This window comes from Bradyrhizobium sp. MI1.11, from assembly GCF_055811255.1.
In genome coordinates, this window is sequence record NZ_JBVVPM010000004.1 from 94,046 (window position 1) to 107,993 (window position 13,948).

24 protein-coding genes are annotated in these 13,948 nt (G+C 62.3%); all 24 read right to left on the minus strand.

Annotated elements, in window-relative coordinates:
- Window positions 1-14: 14 nt before the first annotated feature.
- Window positions 15-221: a 50S ribosomal protein L30 gene (gene rpmD, locus AC0L30_RS05585; RefSeq protein WP_007603038.1), complete on the minus strand. Its 207-nt coding sequence runs from the start codon at window positions 219-221 to the stop codon at window positions 15-17.
- A 25-nt stretch (window positions 222-246) separates the two neighbouring features.
- On the minus strand, window positions 247-834 hold the full coding sequence (rpsE, locus tag AC0L30_RS05590) for a 30S ribosomal protein S5 (RefSeq protein WP_007603037.1): 588 nt from the start codon (window positions 832-834) through the stop codon (window positions 247-249).
- A gap of 47 nt (window positions 835-881) precedes the next feature.
- Complete coding sequence (gene rplR, locus AC0L30_RS05595; protein WP_007603036.1) at window positions 882-1,244, minus strand: 50S ribosomal protein L18; 363 nt, start codon at window positions 1,242-1,244, stop codon at window positions 882-884.
- A gap of 11 nt (window positions 1,245-1,255) precedes the next feature.
- Window positions 1,256-1,789, minus strand: a complete 534-nt coding sequence (gene rplF / locus AC0L30_RS05600) for a 50S ribosomal protein L6 (protein WP_007603035.1) — start codon at window positions 1,787-1,789, stop codon at window positions 1,256-1,258.
- Between the two features lie 16 nt (window positions 1,790-1,805).
- Window positions 1,806-2,204: a 30S ribosomal protein S8 gene (rpsH, locus tag AC0L30_RS05605; protein WP_007603034.1), complete on the minus strand. Its 399-nt coding sequence runs from the start codon at window positions 2,202-2,204 to the stop codon at window positions 1,806-1,808.
- 14 nt (window positions 2,205-2,218) lie between these two features.
- Entirely contained in the window at window positions 2,219-2,524 is a 306-nt protein-coding gene (gene rpsN, locus AC0L30_RS05610; RefSeq protein ID WP_007603033.1) for a 30S ribosomal protein S14, read from the minus strand.
- A 46-nt stretch (window positions 2,525-2,570) separates the two neighbouring features.
- Window positions 2,571-3,128 carry a 50S ribosomal protein L5 gene (gene rplE, locus AC0L30_RS05615; RefSeq protein ID WP_007603032.1) on the minus strand — a complete coding sequence of 186 codons (558 nt, stop codon included), beginning with the start codon at window positions 3,126-3,128 and terminating at the stop codon, window positions 2,571-2,573.
- Window positions 3,121-3,435: a 50S ribosomal protein L24 gene (gene rplX / locus AC0L30_RS05620; RefSeq protein WP_007603031.1), complete on the minus strand. Its 315-nt coding sequence runs from the start codon at window positions 3,433-3,435 to the stop codon at window positions 3,121-3,123. Before rplX ends, rplE begins: the two co-directional genes overlap by 8 nt.
- Window positions 3,435-3,803, minus strand: coding sequence for a 50S ribosomal protein L14 (gene rplN / locus AC0L30_RS05625; protein ID WP_007603030.1), 369 nt, complete (start codon window positions 3,801-3,803; stop codon window positions 3,435-3,437). The genes rplX and rplN overlap by 1 nt, the downstream gene beginning before the upstream one ends.
- Before the next feature lie 83 nt (window positions 3,804-3,886).
- Window positions 3,887-4,135, minus strand: a complete 249-nt coding sequence (rpsQ, locus tag AC0L30_RS05630; RefSeq protein ID WP_007603028.1) for a 30S ribosomal protein S17 — start codon at window positions 4,133-4,135, stop codon at window positions 3,887-3,889.
- Between the two features lie 13 nt (window positions 4,136-4,148).
- Window positions 4,149-4,355, minus strand: a complete 207-nt coding sequence (rpmC, locus tag AC0L30_RS05635; protein ID WP_007603026.1) for a 50S ribosomal protein L29 — start codon at window positions 4,353-4,355, stop codon at window positions 4,149-4,151.
- Window positions 4,356-4,360: 5 nt separating this feature from the next.
- Entirely contained in the window at window positions 4,361-4,774 is a 414-nt protein-coding gene (rplP, locus tag AC0L30_RS05640) for a 50S ribosomal protein L16 (protein ID WP_007603024.1), read from the minus strand.
- A gap of 32 nt (window positions 4,775-4,806) precedes the next feature.
- Window positions 4,807-5,532, minus strand: coding sequence for a 30S ribosomal protein S3 (rpsC, locus tag AC0L30_RS05645; RefSeq protein WP_007603023.1), 726 nt, complete (start codon window positions 5,530-5,532; stop codon window positions 4,807-4,809).
- Window positions 5,533-5,550: 18 nt separating this feature from the next.
- Window positions 5,551-5,937: a 50S ribosomal protein L22 gene (gene rplV / locus AC0L30_RS05650; RefSeq protein ID WP_007603022.1), complete on the minus strand. Its 387-nt coding sequence runs from the start codon at window positions 5,935-5,937 to the stop codon at window positions 5,551-5,553.
- A gap of 10 nt (window positions 5,938-5,947) precedes the next feature.
- Window positions 5,948-6,226, minus strand: coding sequence for a 30S ribosomal protein S19 (gene rpsS / locus AC0L30_RS05655; protein ID WP_007603021.1), 279 nt, complete (start codon window positions 6,224-6,226; stop codon window positions 5,948-5,950).
- Window positions 6,227-6,238: 12 nt separating this feature from the next.
- Complete coding sequence (rplB, locus tag AC0L30_RS05660; protein WP_007603020.1) at window positions 6,239-7,072, minus strand: 50S ribosomal protein L2; 834 nt, start codon at window positions 7,070-7,072, stop codon at window positions 6,239-6,241.
- 12 nt (window positions 7,073-7,084) lie between these two features.
- The gene (locus tag AC0L30_RS05665) at window positions 7,085-7,387 is read right to left on the minus strand and encodes a 50S ribosomal protein L23 (RefSeq protein WP_007603019.1); all 303 of its coding nucleotides are present in this window, start codon (window positions 7,385-7,387) and stop codon (window positions 7,085-7,087) included.
- The gene (rplD, locus tag AC0L30_RS05670; RefSeq protein WP_007603018.1) at window positions 7,384-8,004 is read right to left on the minus strand and encodes a 50S ribosomal protein L4; all 621 of its coding nucleotides are present in this window, start codon (window positions 8,002-8,004) and stop codon (window positions 7,384-7,386) included. Before rplD ends, AC0L30_RS05665 begins: the two co-directional genes overlap by 4 nt.
- Window position 8,005: 1 nt before the next feature.
- The gene (gene rplC, locus AC0L30_RS05675) at window positions 8,006-8,719 is read right to left on the minus strand and encodes a 50S ribosomal protein L3 (RefSeq protein WP_007603016.1); all 714 of its coding nucleotides are present in this window, start codon (window positions 8,717-8,719) and stop codon (window positions 8,006-8,008) included.
- 53 nt (window positions 8,720-8,772) lie between these two features.
- On the minus strand, window positions 8,773-9,081 hold the full coding sequence (gene rpsJ, locus AC0L30_RS05680; RefSeq protein ID WP_002712302.1) for a 30S ribosomal protein S10: 309 nt from the start codon (window positions 9,079-9,081) through the stop codon (window positions 8,773-8,775).
- A gap of 82 nt (window positions 9,082-9,163) precedes the next feature.
- The gene (gene tuf, locus AC0L30_RS05685) at window positions 9,164-10,354 is read right to left on the minus strand and encodes an elongation factor Tu (RefSeq protein WP_007603012.1); all 1,191 of its coding nucleotides are present in this window, start codon (window positions 10,352-10,354) and stop codon (window positions 9,164-9,166) included.
- A gap of 40 nt (window positions 10,355-10,394) precedes the next feature.
- Window positions 10,395-12,467: an elongation factor G gene (fusA, locus tag AC0L30_RS05690; protein ID WP_007603010.1), complete on the minus strand. Its 2,073-nt coding sequence runs from the start codon at window positions 12,465-12,467 to the stop codon at window positions 10,395-10,397.
- Window positions 12,468-12,497: 30 nt separating this feature from the next.
- Complete coding sequence (rpsG, locus tag AC0L30_RS05695) at window positions 12,498-12,968, minus strand: 30S ribosomal protein S7 (protein ID WP_007603009.1); 471 nt, start codon at window positions 12,966-12,968, stop codon at window positions 12,498-12,500.
- Between the two features lie 15 nt (window positions 12,969-12,983).
- On the minus strand, window positions 12,984-13,355 hold the full coding sequence (gene rpsL, locus AC0L30_RS05700) for a 30S ribosomal protein S12 (RefSeq protein WP_007603006.1): 372 nt from the start codon (window positions 13,353-13,355) through the stop codon (window positions 12,984-12,986).
- Between the last annotated feature and the right edge of the window lie 593 nt (window positions 13,356-13,948).

The window sequence follows — 13,948 nt, forward strand, 5'->3', positions numbered from 1 at the left end:
TCGTGCGCCTTTGCTTACTTCTCGTCGACGATGCGAACGAGATGGTGAACTTTCAAGATCATGCCACGGACCGCCGGGGTGTCCGGCAGTTCGCTGGTGCGGCCGATCTTGTTGAGCTTGAGCCCGATCAGCGTCGAGCGCTGCGAGTGATGGCGGCGGATCGCGCTGCCGGTCTGCTCGATCTTGATCGTCTTTGCGGTCGTAACGGCACTCTTGGCCATGGGCGTCTACTCCGAAAAGCTTGCGTTATTCGGCAACCGCCTCGGCGTCACCACCGATACGGCGGGACTGGAGGGTGGACACCTTGATATTGCGGCGGGCAGCGACCGAGCGCGGCGAATCCTGATGCTTCAGCGCATCGAAGGTCGCGCGAACCATGTTGTACGGGTTCGACGAGCCGATCGACTTCGCAACCACGTCCTGGACGCCGAGCGTCTCGAACACGGCGCGCATCGGGCCGCCGGCGATGATGCCGGTACCGGCCGGAGCTGCGCGCAGGTAAACACGGCCCGCGCCATGACGGCCGGCGATGTCGTGATGCAGCGTGCGGCCCTCGCGCAACGACACGCGGGTCAGGTTGCGCTTGGCGGATTCGGTTGCCTTGCGGATCGCCTCGGGCACTTCGCGCGCCTTGCCGTGACCGAAGCCGGCGCGGCCCTTCTGGTCGCCGATCACGACCAGCGCTGCGAAACCGAAGCGCTTGCCGCCCTTGACGACCTTGGCGACGCGATTGATGTGGACGAGCTTGTCGACGAACTCGCTGTCGCGCTCTTCCCTGCGTTCACGTCCGCCGCCGCGTTGATCGCGTCCACCACGTTGTTCGCGTTCTGCCATGGTTTTTCCAGTCCTTCAGAGGCTTACGCCTCAATCCTCAAATTCTGTTAGAAGCTCAGCCCGCTCTCACGCGCCGCGTCGGCAAGAGCCTTGACGCGCCCGTGATAGAGATAGCTGCCGCGATCGAACACGACTTCCTTGACACCCTTCTCGGCGGCGCGCTCGGCCAGGAGCTTGCCGACCGCCTTCGCCGCATCGATATCGGCGCCGGTCTTGCCGCCATCGCGCATCGACTTCTCGAGCGACGAGGCAGAGGCCAGCGTCTCGCCCTTCAGGTCGTCGATGACCTGGGCGTAGATGTGCTTGGACGAGCGGAACACCGACAGGCGCGGACGGCCGCCACCCGAGCGGCGCAGCTTCAGACGTACACTGCGCTTGCGCCGGGCATTCGTAACCTTGGCTTTCGACATGACCGGCTCCGTTACTTCTTCTTGCCTTCCTTGCGGAAGATGAATTCGCCAACATACTTCACGCCCTTGCCCTTGTAGGGCTCCGGCGGACGATAGGAGCGAATCTCGGCGGCGACCTGGCCGACGCGCTGAATGTCGCTGCCGGTCACCGTGATCTCGGTCGGCTTCGGCACGGTGATCGTGATCCCTTCCGGGATCGCGTAGACCACATCGTGGCTGTAGCCGAGCGCGAGCTGCAGGTTCTTGCCCTGCAGCGCGGCGCGGTAACCGACGCCGGTGATTTCGAGCTTCTTCTCGAAACCCTTGGTGACGCCTTCGACCAGATTCGCGACCTGGGCGCGAGCGGTCCCGTACAGGGCCCGCGCGCGGTTGGTCTCGACCCGGGGGTTCACCTTGACCTGCCCGTTGTCGAGCTTCACCTCGACGTCGTTATGGACGACGAACTGAAGCTGGCCCTTCGGCCCCTTCATCTTGACGGTCTGCCCGTCGACGGTCGCGGTCACACCCGACGGCACCGCTACCGGCCTTTTGCCAACACGTGACATGGATCAAAAATCCTTCTCAGAACACCGTGAAGAGAACTTCACCGCCCACGTTCGCTTCACGCGCACTGTGGTCAGCCATGATTCCCTTCGGCGTCGACAACACCGAAATGCCGAGTCCGTTATTGACCCGCGGCAGGTTCTTCACCGAGGCGTAAACGCGACGCCCGGGCTTGGAGACACGCTCGATCTCGCGGATAACGGGCTCGCCGTCGAAATACTTCAGCTCGATCTCGATCTCGCTGCGGCCCGAGGAGTGCTCGAGCGTGGCGTAACCGCGGATGTAGCCCTCGCTCTTGAGCACCTCGAGGACGTTCTCACGCATCTTCGAGCCAGGCGTGGAGACCTTGTTCTTGGAACGCATCTGCGCGTTACGGATGCGGGTGATCAGATCGCTGATTGGATCGTGCGTAGACATCTAAACGACCCTCCTTACCAGCTGGACTTTACGAGGCCCGGGACCATGCCCCTGGAGCCAAGATCCCGCATTGCGATGCGGGACAGTTTGGTCAAGCGATAGTTCGAGCGCGAACGGCCCGACAGCTCGCAACGCAGACGGATGCGGGTCGTCGACGAGTTACGCGGCATTTCCGCCAGCTTCAGGGTCGCGGCGAACCGCTCCTCCATCGGCAGCGACTTGTCGGCGATGATCGCCTTCAACCGCTCGCGCTTCGGAGCGGCGTTCTTCGCCATCCGCTTGCGCCGGTTGTTCTTCTCGACTGAACTCTTCTTTGCCATGCTTGGCTCCTGGGTATCCGCGTTTGAGAGGCTTTAGGTCAGCGTCTCACTGCCGGAACGGGAAATTGAAAGCGGTCAACAAGGCCCTCGCCTCGTCGTCGGTCTTGGCCGTGGTGCAGACGGTGATGTCCATACCACGGGATTCCGTGACCTTGTCGAAGTCGATCTCGGGGAAAATGATGTGTTCCTTGAGGCCGAGCGAGTAGTTGCCGCGGCCGTCGAAGCTCTTCGGGTTCAAGCCGCGGAAGTCGCGGACGCGCGGCAGCGCGACCGTCACCAGGCGATCGATGAACTCGTACATGCGGGCCTTGCGCAGCGTGACCTTGCAGCCGATCGGCTGGTTCTCACGCAACTTGAAGGTCGCGATTGCGATGCGCGAATAGGTCACGATCGCCTTCTGGCCGGCGATCTGGGTCAATTCCGCAGCGGCGTTCTCGGCCTTCTTGCGGTCGTTGACGGAATCGCCAACGCCCATGTTCAGCACGACCTTGTCCAGCCGCGGAACCTGCATGACGTTCTCATAACCGAACTTCTCGGTCATTTCCGTCCGGATCTTCGCGTCGTATTCCGCGCGCAGGCGCGGCGTGTAAGCGGCCTCAGCCATCGATCTCAGCTCCCGAGCTCTTGGCGATGCGGACCTTCTTGCCGTCCGCCAGAATCTTGAATCCGACGCGGGTCGGCTTCCCGTCCTTGCCGACATACGCGATGTTGGACAGTTGGATCGGCGACTCTTTCGAGATGATGCCGCCCTCCTGGGCCTGCGTCTGCTTCTGGTGACGCTTGACCATGTTGATGCCGCGCACCAGCGCCGTACCGGCGTCGGGACGCACTTCGAACACCTCGCCGGTGCGGCCCTTGTCGCGGCCGGTCAGCACGACGACCTTGTCGCCCTTGCGGATCTTCGCAGCCATCACAGCACCTCCGGCGCGAGCGAGATGATCTTCATGTGGTTCTTGGCGCGCAGCTCGCGCGGCACGGGCCCGAAGATACGGGTACCGACCGGCTCGGACTGATTGTTGATCAGAACGGCGGCGTTGCGGTCGAAGCGGATGACCGAACCGTCGGCGCGGCGGATGTCCTTGCGGACGCGCACCACGACGGCCTTCATCACGTCGCCCTTCTTCACCTTGCCACGCGGAATCGCTTCCTTGATCGAGACAACGATGATGTCGCCGATCGTGGCGTAGCGGCGCTTGGAGCCCCCGAGCACCTTGATACACATGACACGGCGTGCGCCAGAATTATCGGCCACGTCGAGGTTGGTCTGCATCTGAATCATTGATGCACCTCGTCCTCTTCTCTTTGCGCCAGCCCAGCCGGCGCTCAACATTTACCTGAAGTCAGTCGGCTAAAGCCAACAGATCAGGCGCTTTTCTTGTGTTCGCCCCGGATCACGACCCAGCGCTTCAACTTCGAAATCGGCTTCGATTCCTCGATCCACACCATGTCGCCCGGCTTGAACTCGTTGCTCTCGTCGTGCGCGTGGTAGTTCTTCGAACGGCGGATCGTCTTCTTGTAGATCGGGTGCGTAAAGCGGCGATCGACGCGCACCACGATGGTCTTGGCTTGCTTGTCGCTGACGACCACGCCCTGCAAAGTACGTTTCGGCATCTTCGTAAGCCTCTTACTTCTTCTTCGCGCGCGTCTGCGCGGCGACGGTCTTGATCCGGGCGATGTCACGGCGGGCCTCGCGCAGGCGCGAGGTGTTCTCGAGCTGCCCGGTGGCGCGCTGGAAGCGCAGGTTGAAGCGCTCCTTCTTCAGGTTCAGGATGGCGTCATCCTGCTGATCGGGGCTCAACGCGCGGATGTCTTCGATTTTCATCTGGGCCATGGCCATTACTCCGCAATGCGCTCGACGAAGCGCGTCTTGATCGGCAGCTTGGCTGCCGCCAGGGTCAGCGCTTCCCGCGCTGTCTGGGTGTTGACGCCGTCGATCTCGAACAGCACCCGGCCCGGCTTGACACGCGCGACCCACAATTCCGGCGCGCCCTTGCCGGAGCCCATGCGGACTTCGGCAGGCTTCTTCGACACGGGAACGTCGGGGAAAATGCGGATCCAGACGCGGCCGGCGCGCTTCATGTGACGGGTCAGCGCGCGGCGAGCGGCTTCGATCTGGCGCGCGGTGACGCGCTCAGGCTCGGTCGCCTTCAGGCCGAACTGGCCGAACGCCAACGTCGCGCCCGAAGACGCAACGCCGTGGATACGGCCCTTATGCGCCTTCCGGAACTTCGTTTTCTTAGGTTGCATCATGGCTTCAAGCCCTCAAATTCTCTGTGCTGGCGTCAGGCTGCAGCGTTGTCCCGGCGCTGCCGGCCGCCGCGATCGCCGCCGCCACCAGTCTCACCTTCGGCCATTCTCTTGTCCTGGGCCATCGGATCGTGCTCGAGGATCTCGCCCTTGAAGATCCAGACCTTGACACCGCAGGTGCCGAAGGTCGTGAACGCGGTCGCAACGCCGTAGTCGATGTCTGCGCGCAGCGTGTGCAGCGGCACGCGACCTTCGCGGTACCACTCCATGCGCGCGATTTCCGCACCGCCCAGACGTCCCGAGCAGTTGATGCGGATGCCTTCCGCGCCGAGACGCATCGCCGACTGGACGGCGCGCTTCATGGCGCGGCGGAACGCCACGCGGCGCTCCAGCTGCTGCGCGATCGACTCGGCCACCAGCGTCGCATCGAGCTCCGGCTTGCGGATTTCGACGATGTTGATGACGACGTCGGACGCGGTGATGTCCGCGACCTTCTTGCGCAGCTTGTCGATGTCGGCGCCCTTCTTGCCGATCACCACGCCCGGACGAGCCGAGTGGATGGTGACGCGGCACTTCTTGTGCGGACGCTCGATCACGATGCGGGCGACGGCCGCCTGCTTGAGCTCCTTGTGCAGGATCTCGCGGATCTTGACGTCCTCGTGCAGCAGCTTGCCGTATTCCTGCTTGCCGGCGTACCAGCGGGAATCCCAGGTCCGGTTGATGCCGAGACGCAGACCGATCGGATTGATCTTTTGACCCATCGTGTTCTCCTGCGTCCCTTAAGCCGCTGCTGCGGCTTCGACCTGACGAACGATGATCGTCAGCTGTGAAAATGGTTTGTAGACACGGCCCGAACGGCCACGGCCGCGGGCGGCAAAACGCTTCATCACGAGGCCGTTGCCGACGAAGGCCTGCGCCACGACGAGATCGTCGACGTCGAGGTCGTGGTTGTTCTCGGCGTTGGCAATAGCCGATTCCAGGCACTTCTTCACGTCAACCGCGATCCGCTTGCGCGAAAACTGCAGGTCGGCGAGCGCAGCAGCCGCCTTCCGGCCGCGAATGAGCTGGGCGACCAGGTTGAGCTTCTGCGGGCTCACCCGCAGCATCCGGGCGACCGCCTTGGCCTCGTTCTCGGCGAGGCTCCGTTCGCGCTTAGGTTTGCTCATCGTTTAATCCTCAAGCCTTCTTGGCTTTCTTGTCCCCGGAGTGGCCATGGAAGGTACGGGTCGGCGAGAACTCGCCGAACTTGTGACCGACCATTTCCTCGTTGACGGCCACCGGCACGTGCTTCTGACCGTTGTAGACGCCGAAGGTCAGGCCGACGAATTGCGGCAGGATCGTCGAGCGACGGCTCCAGATCTTGATGACGTCGTGACGGCCGGACGAGCGCGCGGCATCTGCCTTCTTGAGCAGAGAACCCTCGACGAACGGGCCTTTCCAGACTGAACGAACCATGTCCGGCGTTCCTTACTTCTTCCGCTTGTGGCGGCTTAGGAGAATGAATTTGTTGGTCGACTTGTTCGAGCGGGTCTTCTTGCCCTTGGTCGGCTTGCCCCACGGAGTAACCGGGTGGCGACCGCCCGAGGTACGACCTTCACCACCGCCGTGCGGATGGTCGATCGGGTTCATCGAAACGCCGCGGTTGTGCGGTTTGCGGCCCAGCCAACGGTTGCGGCCGGCCTTGCCGATCGACGTGTTCATGTGATCCGGGTTCGACACCGCGCCAATCGTGGCGCGGCAACGGCCGTGCACCAGGCGCTGTTCGCCCGAGTTCAGGCGGACGATCACGTAGTCCTGGTCGCGACCGACGAGCTGGGCGTAGGTGCCCGCGGAACGGGCGAGCTGGCCGCCCTTCCCGATCTTGACCTCGATGTTGTGGATGATCGTGCCGACCGGCATGTTGCCGAGCGGCATGACATTGCCCGGCTTCACGTCGACATAGTTGCCGGCGACGACGGAATCACCGACGGCCAAACGCTGCGGCGCCAGGATGTAGGCCTGGGTGCCGTCTTCGTACTTGACCAGCGCGATGAAGGCGGTGCGGTTCGGATCGTATTCCAGCCGCTCGACCGTCGCGGGCGCATCGACCTTGTCACGCTTGAAATCGACCGTACGCAACGTCCGCTTATGACCGCCGCCGCGGAAGCGCACGGTGATGCGACCGGTGTTGTTGCGGCCGCCAGAGGAGTGCTTGCCTTCGGTGAGCGCCTTGACCGGCTTGCCCTTGTAGAGGGCCGAACGATCGACCATGACCAGCTGGCGCTGGCCCGGCGTCGTGGGATTGAATGTCTTCAGTGCCATCGTCGTACGACCTTACAGACCGGTGGTCACGTCGATCCGGTGACCCTCTTCGAGAGTCACGATCGCGCGCTTGGAGTTCGACTGCGAGCCGAGATTGCCGCGGAAGATCTTGGTCTTGCCCTTGCGGACCAGCGTGTTGACACTCTTGACCTTGACGTCGAACAGCTTCTCGATCGCTTCCTTGATCTGCGGCTTGGTCGCCTTTGCGGCCACCTTGAACAGCACCTTGTTGTGCTCCGAGGCGATCGTGGCCTTTTCGGTCACGACCGGCGACAGGATCACGTCGTAGTGGCGAGGCTCGATGTTCTTCGTCATTTGAAGCGCGCCTCCAGCGCATCGATGGCGGCCTTGGTCAGAACAAGCTTCCGACGGCGCAGGATGTCATAGACGTTGATGCCCTGGATCGGCAGCACGTCCATGTTCGGGATGTTGCGGGCTGCAGCGGCGAAGCCGTTGTTGAGCTCGGCGCCGTCGATGATCAGCGCGTTGGTCAAACCCAGACCGGAGAAATGACCGAGCAGCGCCTTGGTCTTGGCAGCTTCCAGCGCGGCCTTGTCGATCACGATGAGATCGCCGTCCTTGGCCTTTGCCGAGAGCGCATGCTTGAGGGCGAGCGCACGGACCTTCTTCGGCAGGTCGGTGGCGTGCGAACGCACCACCGGACCGAAGGCACGGCCACCGCCACGGAACTGCGGCACGCGAGCCGAGCCGTGACGAGCACCACCGGTGCCCTTCTGCTTGTACATCTTCTTGCCGGTGCGCCAGATCTCGGCGCGGCCCTTGGCCTTGTGCGTACCGGCCTGGCGCTTGTTGAGCTGCCACTGCACGCAACGTGCAATGATGTCCTGGCGCGGCTCGAGGCCGAAAATGGTGTCGGAAAGCTGGACCGAGCCGGCTTCCTTACCTTCGAGGGTCGTGACCTTCAATTCCATCTCACGCCTCCTGCGCAGCCGGAGCAGCGTCCGCTTCGCCAGCAACCTTGAACTTGCCGGGCTTCGGAGCTTCCTTCGGCAGCGGCTTCTTGACGGCGTCGCGCACGCGGATCCAGCCGCCCTTGGAACCGGGAACGGCGCCTTCGACGAGGATCAGACCGCGCTCGACATCGAGCTGAACGACCCGAAGGTTGAGCGTGGTGATGCGGTCGACGCCCATGTGACCGGGCATCTTCTTGTTCTTCCAGGTCTTGCCCGGATCCTGACGGCCACCGGTCGAACCGATCGAACGGTGCGAGACCGAGACGCCGTGAGTGGCGCGCAGACCGCCGAAGTTCCAGCGCTTCATACCGCCGGCAAAACCCTTACCGACCGAAGTACCGGTGACGTCGACGAACTGACCGACGACAAAGTGGTCGGCCAGGATCTCGGCACCGACGGGGATCATCTGATCCGCGGAGACGCGGAATTCCTCGACCTGCCGCTTCGGCTCGACCTTGGCGACCGCGAACTGGCCGCGCTCCGCCTTGGGCATGTACACGGTCTTGCGGCTGCCAGAACCAAGCTGGAGCGCGACATAACCGTTTTTCTCTTCGGTGCGGTGGCCTACGACCTGGCAATTGCCGAGCTTCAGCACGGTCACGGGGATATGTTCGCCGGCCTCTGTAAAGACCCGCGTCATCCCGACCTTTTGTGCGATCACTCCGGAGCGCATCGGCGTGCTTCCTGTTCTTTCTGTCCGCTAGTGGCGAACGTGATCCAAAAATCTTAGAGCTTGATCTCGACGTCGACACCGGCGGCCAGGTCGAGCTTCATCAAAGCATCGACGGTCTGCGGGGTCGGGTCGACGATGTCGAGCAGGCGCTTGTGAGTGCGCATCTCGAACTGCTCGCGGCTCTTCTTGTCGACGTGCGGCGAACGGTTGACGGTGAACTTCTCGATGCGGGTGGGCAGCGGAATGGGTCCGCGGACCTGCGCGCCGGTGCGCTTCGCCGTGTTCACGATCTCGCGGGTCGACGTATCGAGGATACGATGGTCGAACGCCTTGAGACGGATGCGAATATTTTGGCCGTTCATTGCCGTGGTCTTTCTTCAGTGGGGTGGCGAATAGCGAATAGCGAATGTCACATTCGCTATTCGCCGATCCCTATTCTCGTAATTACTCGATGATCGAGGCGACGACGCCGGCGCCGACGGTGCGGCCTCCTTCGCGGATCGCGAAGCGGAGCTTCTCTTCCATCGCGATCGGCACGATCAGGTGCACTTCCATCGCGATGTTGTCGCCCGGCATCACCATCTCGGTACCTTCCGGCAGATGCACGACACCGGTCACGTCGGTGGTGCGGAAGTAGAACTGCGGACGGTAGTTGGTGAAGAACGGGGTGTGGCGGCCGCCCTCTTCCTTGGTGAGGATGTAGGCCTCAGCCTTGAACTTGGTGTGCGGCTTGACCGAACCCGGCTTGCACAGCACCTGGCCGCGCTCGACGTCCTCGCGCTTGGTACCACGAAGCAGCGCACCGATGTTGTCGCCGGCCTGGCCCTGATCGAGCAGCTTGCGGAACATTTCGACGCCGGTAACCGTGGTCTTCTGCGTGGCGCGCAGACCGACGATCTCGATTTCCTCGCCGACCTTGACGATACCGCGCTCGACACGGCCGGTCACGACGGTGCCGCGGCCCGAGATCGAGAACACGTCTTCAACCGGCATCAGGAACGGAAGGTCGACCGGACGCTCCGGCTGCGGAATGTAAGCGTCGACCTGCTTCATCAGCTCGAGGATGGCCTCATGGCCGAGCGTCTTGTCGGAATCTTCGAGGGCGGCGAGCGCCGAGCCCTTGATGATCGGGATGGTGTCGCCCGGGAATTCGTACTTCGAGAGCAGCTCGCGAACCTCGAGCTCGACCAGCTCGAGCAGTTCCGGATCGTCGACCATGTCGCACTTGTTGAGGAACACGACCAGCGCGGGAACGCCGACCTGGCGGGCGAGCAGGATGTGCTCGCGGGTCTGCGGCATCGGACCGTCAGCGGCCGACACGACCAGGATCGCACCGTCCATCTGGGCAGCGCCGGTGATCATGTTCTTCACGTAGTCGGCGTGGCCGGGGCAGTCGACGTGCGCGTAGTGGCGGTTCTTGGTCTCGTATTCGACGTGCGCCGTCGAGATCGTGATGCCGCGCGCCTTCTCTTCCGGCGCCTTGTCGATCTGGTCGTACGCCGTGAACGTCGCACCGCCGGCTTCGGCGAGGACCTTGGTGATCGCCGCGGTCAGCGACGTCTTGCCATGGTCGACGTGACCGATGGTGCCGATATTGCAGTGCGGCTTGTTACGTTCAAACTTTGCTTTGGCCATTTGACTCTCCGTTCAATCGTCAGTTCGAGACCGACGACAATCAGGCAAACTTCTTCTGGACTTCTGCCGACACGTTGGCCGGCGCTTCTGCGTAGTGGTCGAACTGCATGGTGAAGGTTGCGCGACCCTGGCTCATCGAGCGCAGGTTATTCACGTAACCGAACATGTTCATGAGCGGCACCATCGCGTTGATGACGTTGGCGTTGCCGCGCATGTCCTGACCCTGGATCTGACCGCGCCGGGAATTCAGGTCGCCGATGACGGAGCCGGTGTAATCTTCCGGGGTCACCACTTCGACCTTCATGATCGGCTCGAGCAGGACGGACTTGCCCTTCTGCAAGGCTTCGCGGAATGCAGCACGCGATGCGATTTCGAAGGCGAGCGCCGACGAGTCGACGTCGTGATACTTGCCGTCGACGAGCTGAACCTTGACGTCGACCACGGGGAAGCCCGCGACGACACCAGAGCCCATCACGCTGTTGAGGCCCTTTTCGACGCCGGGGATGTATTCCTTCGGAACCGCACCGCCGACGATCTTGGACTCGAACTCGTAACCCTTGCCGGGCTCGTTCGGCTCGACCACGATCGACACTTCCGCGAACTGACCGGTACCGCCGGTCTGCTTCTTGTGGGTGTACTTGACCTCGGCCCTCTTGGTGACGCGCTCACGGAACGCCACTTGCGGCGCGCCGATGTTGGCATCGACCTTGTAGGTGCGGCGGAGAATGTCGACCTTGATGTCGAGATGGAGCTCGCCCATTCCCTTGAGGATGGTCTGGCCGGACTCCTGGTCGGTCGACACGCGGAACGACGGATCCTCCGCAGCGAGCTTCGCCAGCGCCACACCGAGCTTTTCCTGGTCGGCCTTGGACTTGGGCTCGATCGCGATCTCGATGACCGGCTCGGGGAATTCCATCTTTTCGAGGATCACCGCCTTGTCGGGATCGCACAGCGTGTCACCGGTGCGCGCTTCCTTCAGGCCAGCCAGCGCAACGATGTCGCCGGCATAGGCTTCCTTGATGTCTTCGCGGTTGTTCGCATGCATCAGCAACATGCGACCAATGCGCTCCTTGCGGTCGCGCGTCGAATTGATGACGCCGGTGCCCGACAGCAGCGTGCCGGAATAGATGCGGCAGAAGGTGATGGTGCCGACGAACGGGTCGTCCATGATCTTGAAGGCCAACAGAGCCAGCGGCTCCTTGTCGTCCGGCAGGCGAACGACCTCGTTGCCGTCTTCATCGACGCCCTTGATGGCGGGCACGTCAACCGGCGACGGCAGATAATCCACGACCGCGTCGAGCAAAGGCTGCACGCCCTTGTTCTTGAACGCCGAGCCGCACAACACCGGGAAGAACGCGCCAGTCAGCACGGCCTTGCGGATCAAGCGCTTCAACGTCGCCTCATCGGGCTCCTTGCCGTCGAGGTAAGCGGCGAGAACTTCGTCGTCGAGCTCGACGGCGGCTTCCAGCAGCTTCTCGCGATATTCCTTGGCCTTCTCGACCATGTCCTCGGGAATATCGATGTCCACGAACTTGGCGTCGAGCTTCTCTTCTTCCCAGATCACGCCCTTCATGCGAACGAGATCGACCAGGCCCTTGAAGTTGTTCTCGGAACCGATCGGAAGCTGGATCGCGATCGGCTTTGCGCCGAGACGATCGATAATGTCCTGCATGCACTTGTAGAAGTCGGCGCCGGTCTTATCCATCTTGTTGGCGAAGACGATGCGCGGAACTTTGTACTTGTCGCCCTGGCGCCAGACCGTCTCGGTCTGGGGCTCGACGCCCTGGTTCGAGTCGAGCACGCACACGGCGCCGTCGAGCACGCGCAGGCTGCGCTCGACTTCGATGGTGAAGTCGACGTGGCCGGGAGTGTCGATGATGTTGAGACGCTTGCCTTCCCAGAACGCGGTGGTCGCGGCCGACGTAATCGTAATGCCGCGCTCCTGCTCCTGCTCCATCCAGTCCATCGTCGCGGCACCTTCGTGCACTTCGCCGATTTTGTGGCTCTTGCCGGTATAATAGAGGATGCGCTCGGTGGTCGTGGTCTTGCCGGCATCGATATGCGCCATGATACCGAAGTTACGGTAGTTCTCTATGGCATGAACGCGGGGCATGGAGTGTTCCTTAGATTCCGTGTGTCGCCGTTACCAGCGATAGTGCGAGAAGGCGCGGTTGGCTTCCGCCATCCGGTGCACGTCTTCGCGCTTCTTGACGGCGTTACCCCGGTTGTTCGACGCGTCCAGGAGCTCCGCAGAAAGCCGCTCGGTCATCGTCTTCTCGTTGCGATCGCGCGCAGCCGAGATCAGCCAACGAATACCCAGCGCCTGACGGCGCACCGAGCGAACTTCGACCGGAACCTGATAGGTCGCGCCGCCGACGCGGCGGGAGCGCACTTCGATCGTCGGCATGACGTTCTCGAGTGCCTGCTCGAACACGCCGAGCGGGTTCTGCTTGGTCTTGCTTTCGATGAGGCCGAACGCGCCGTAGACGATGCCTTCGGCGACCGACTTCTTTCCGGCGTACATCACCGAATTCATGAACTTCGTGACGATGATATTCCCGAACTTCGGATCGGGAAGGACTTCGCGCTTTTCGGCAGAATGGCGACGAGACATGGACCTGGTTCCCGCTTACTTCGGACGCTTGGCGCCGTACTTCGAACGGCGCTGCTTACGGTTCTTGACGCCCTGGGTATCCAGGACGCCGCGGAGGATGTGGTAGCGCACGCCGGGCAAGTCCTTGACGCGACCGCCGCGGATCATGACCACCGAGTGCTCCTGGAGGTTATGGCCCTCACCGGGGATGTAGCCGATCACCTCGAAGCCGTTGGTCAGGCGCACCTTGGCAACCTTACGAAGCGCCGAGTTCGGCTTCTTCGGGGTCGTGGTGTAAACGCGCGTGCAAACACCGCGCTTCTGCGGCGACTGCTGCAGCGCCGGCACCTTCTTGCGCGACTTCTGCACTTCCCGCGGTTGAGCGATCAGCTGGTTGATCGTCGGCATCCTGGCATTACCCTTTGTGTTCTGCCGCGGCCCGTCACCGGGTCCGCAAATTCTTTCGAGCTACCCGCCCGACGAGGCCACCTTGCGCGGAACAATCCGCACAAAGCGAAATCGCGCCAACCACCCATTAACGGGCGGAAAGCGCTTCGACGCCACAGAGGACCGCAGTAGTTGAACCGGTCAGCTTGAAGCTGCGGCCCGCGCACCGAGGTCATGCATCCGAATTCGATCTCGAGAGAACATGCTCACGAGACCTAAAATCGCACTGGCATTGCCTAGCTATGATCGACAGCGTTTGAGCGGCATTCGTCGAGGTTGGTGCCTGTCTTGGTGATCCCAGGGGATCAAACAGGTGGCCCGTTCCGACGTTGGCGATGCTCACCGCCTGTCGTTAAGTGAGGGGGTTCTATAAGTGGGAGTCGGTCAAGTCAAGGCGAAACGTCAGTCAGAAGCGCTTCCCGCGCCTGCCGAAATCGCTTCCTGGGCCGCTCGCTGCGCCTTCGCGACATGGAAATGAAGAGCGCGTTCCGCCACCTCGAATCCAATTTATACCCGGGTTAAATATACTTTTATGACCTTTGGCTAAGGCTTTC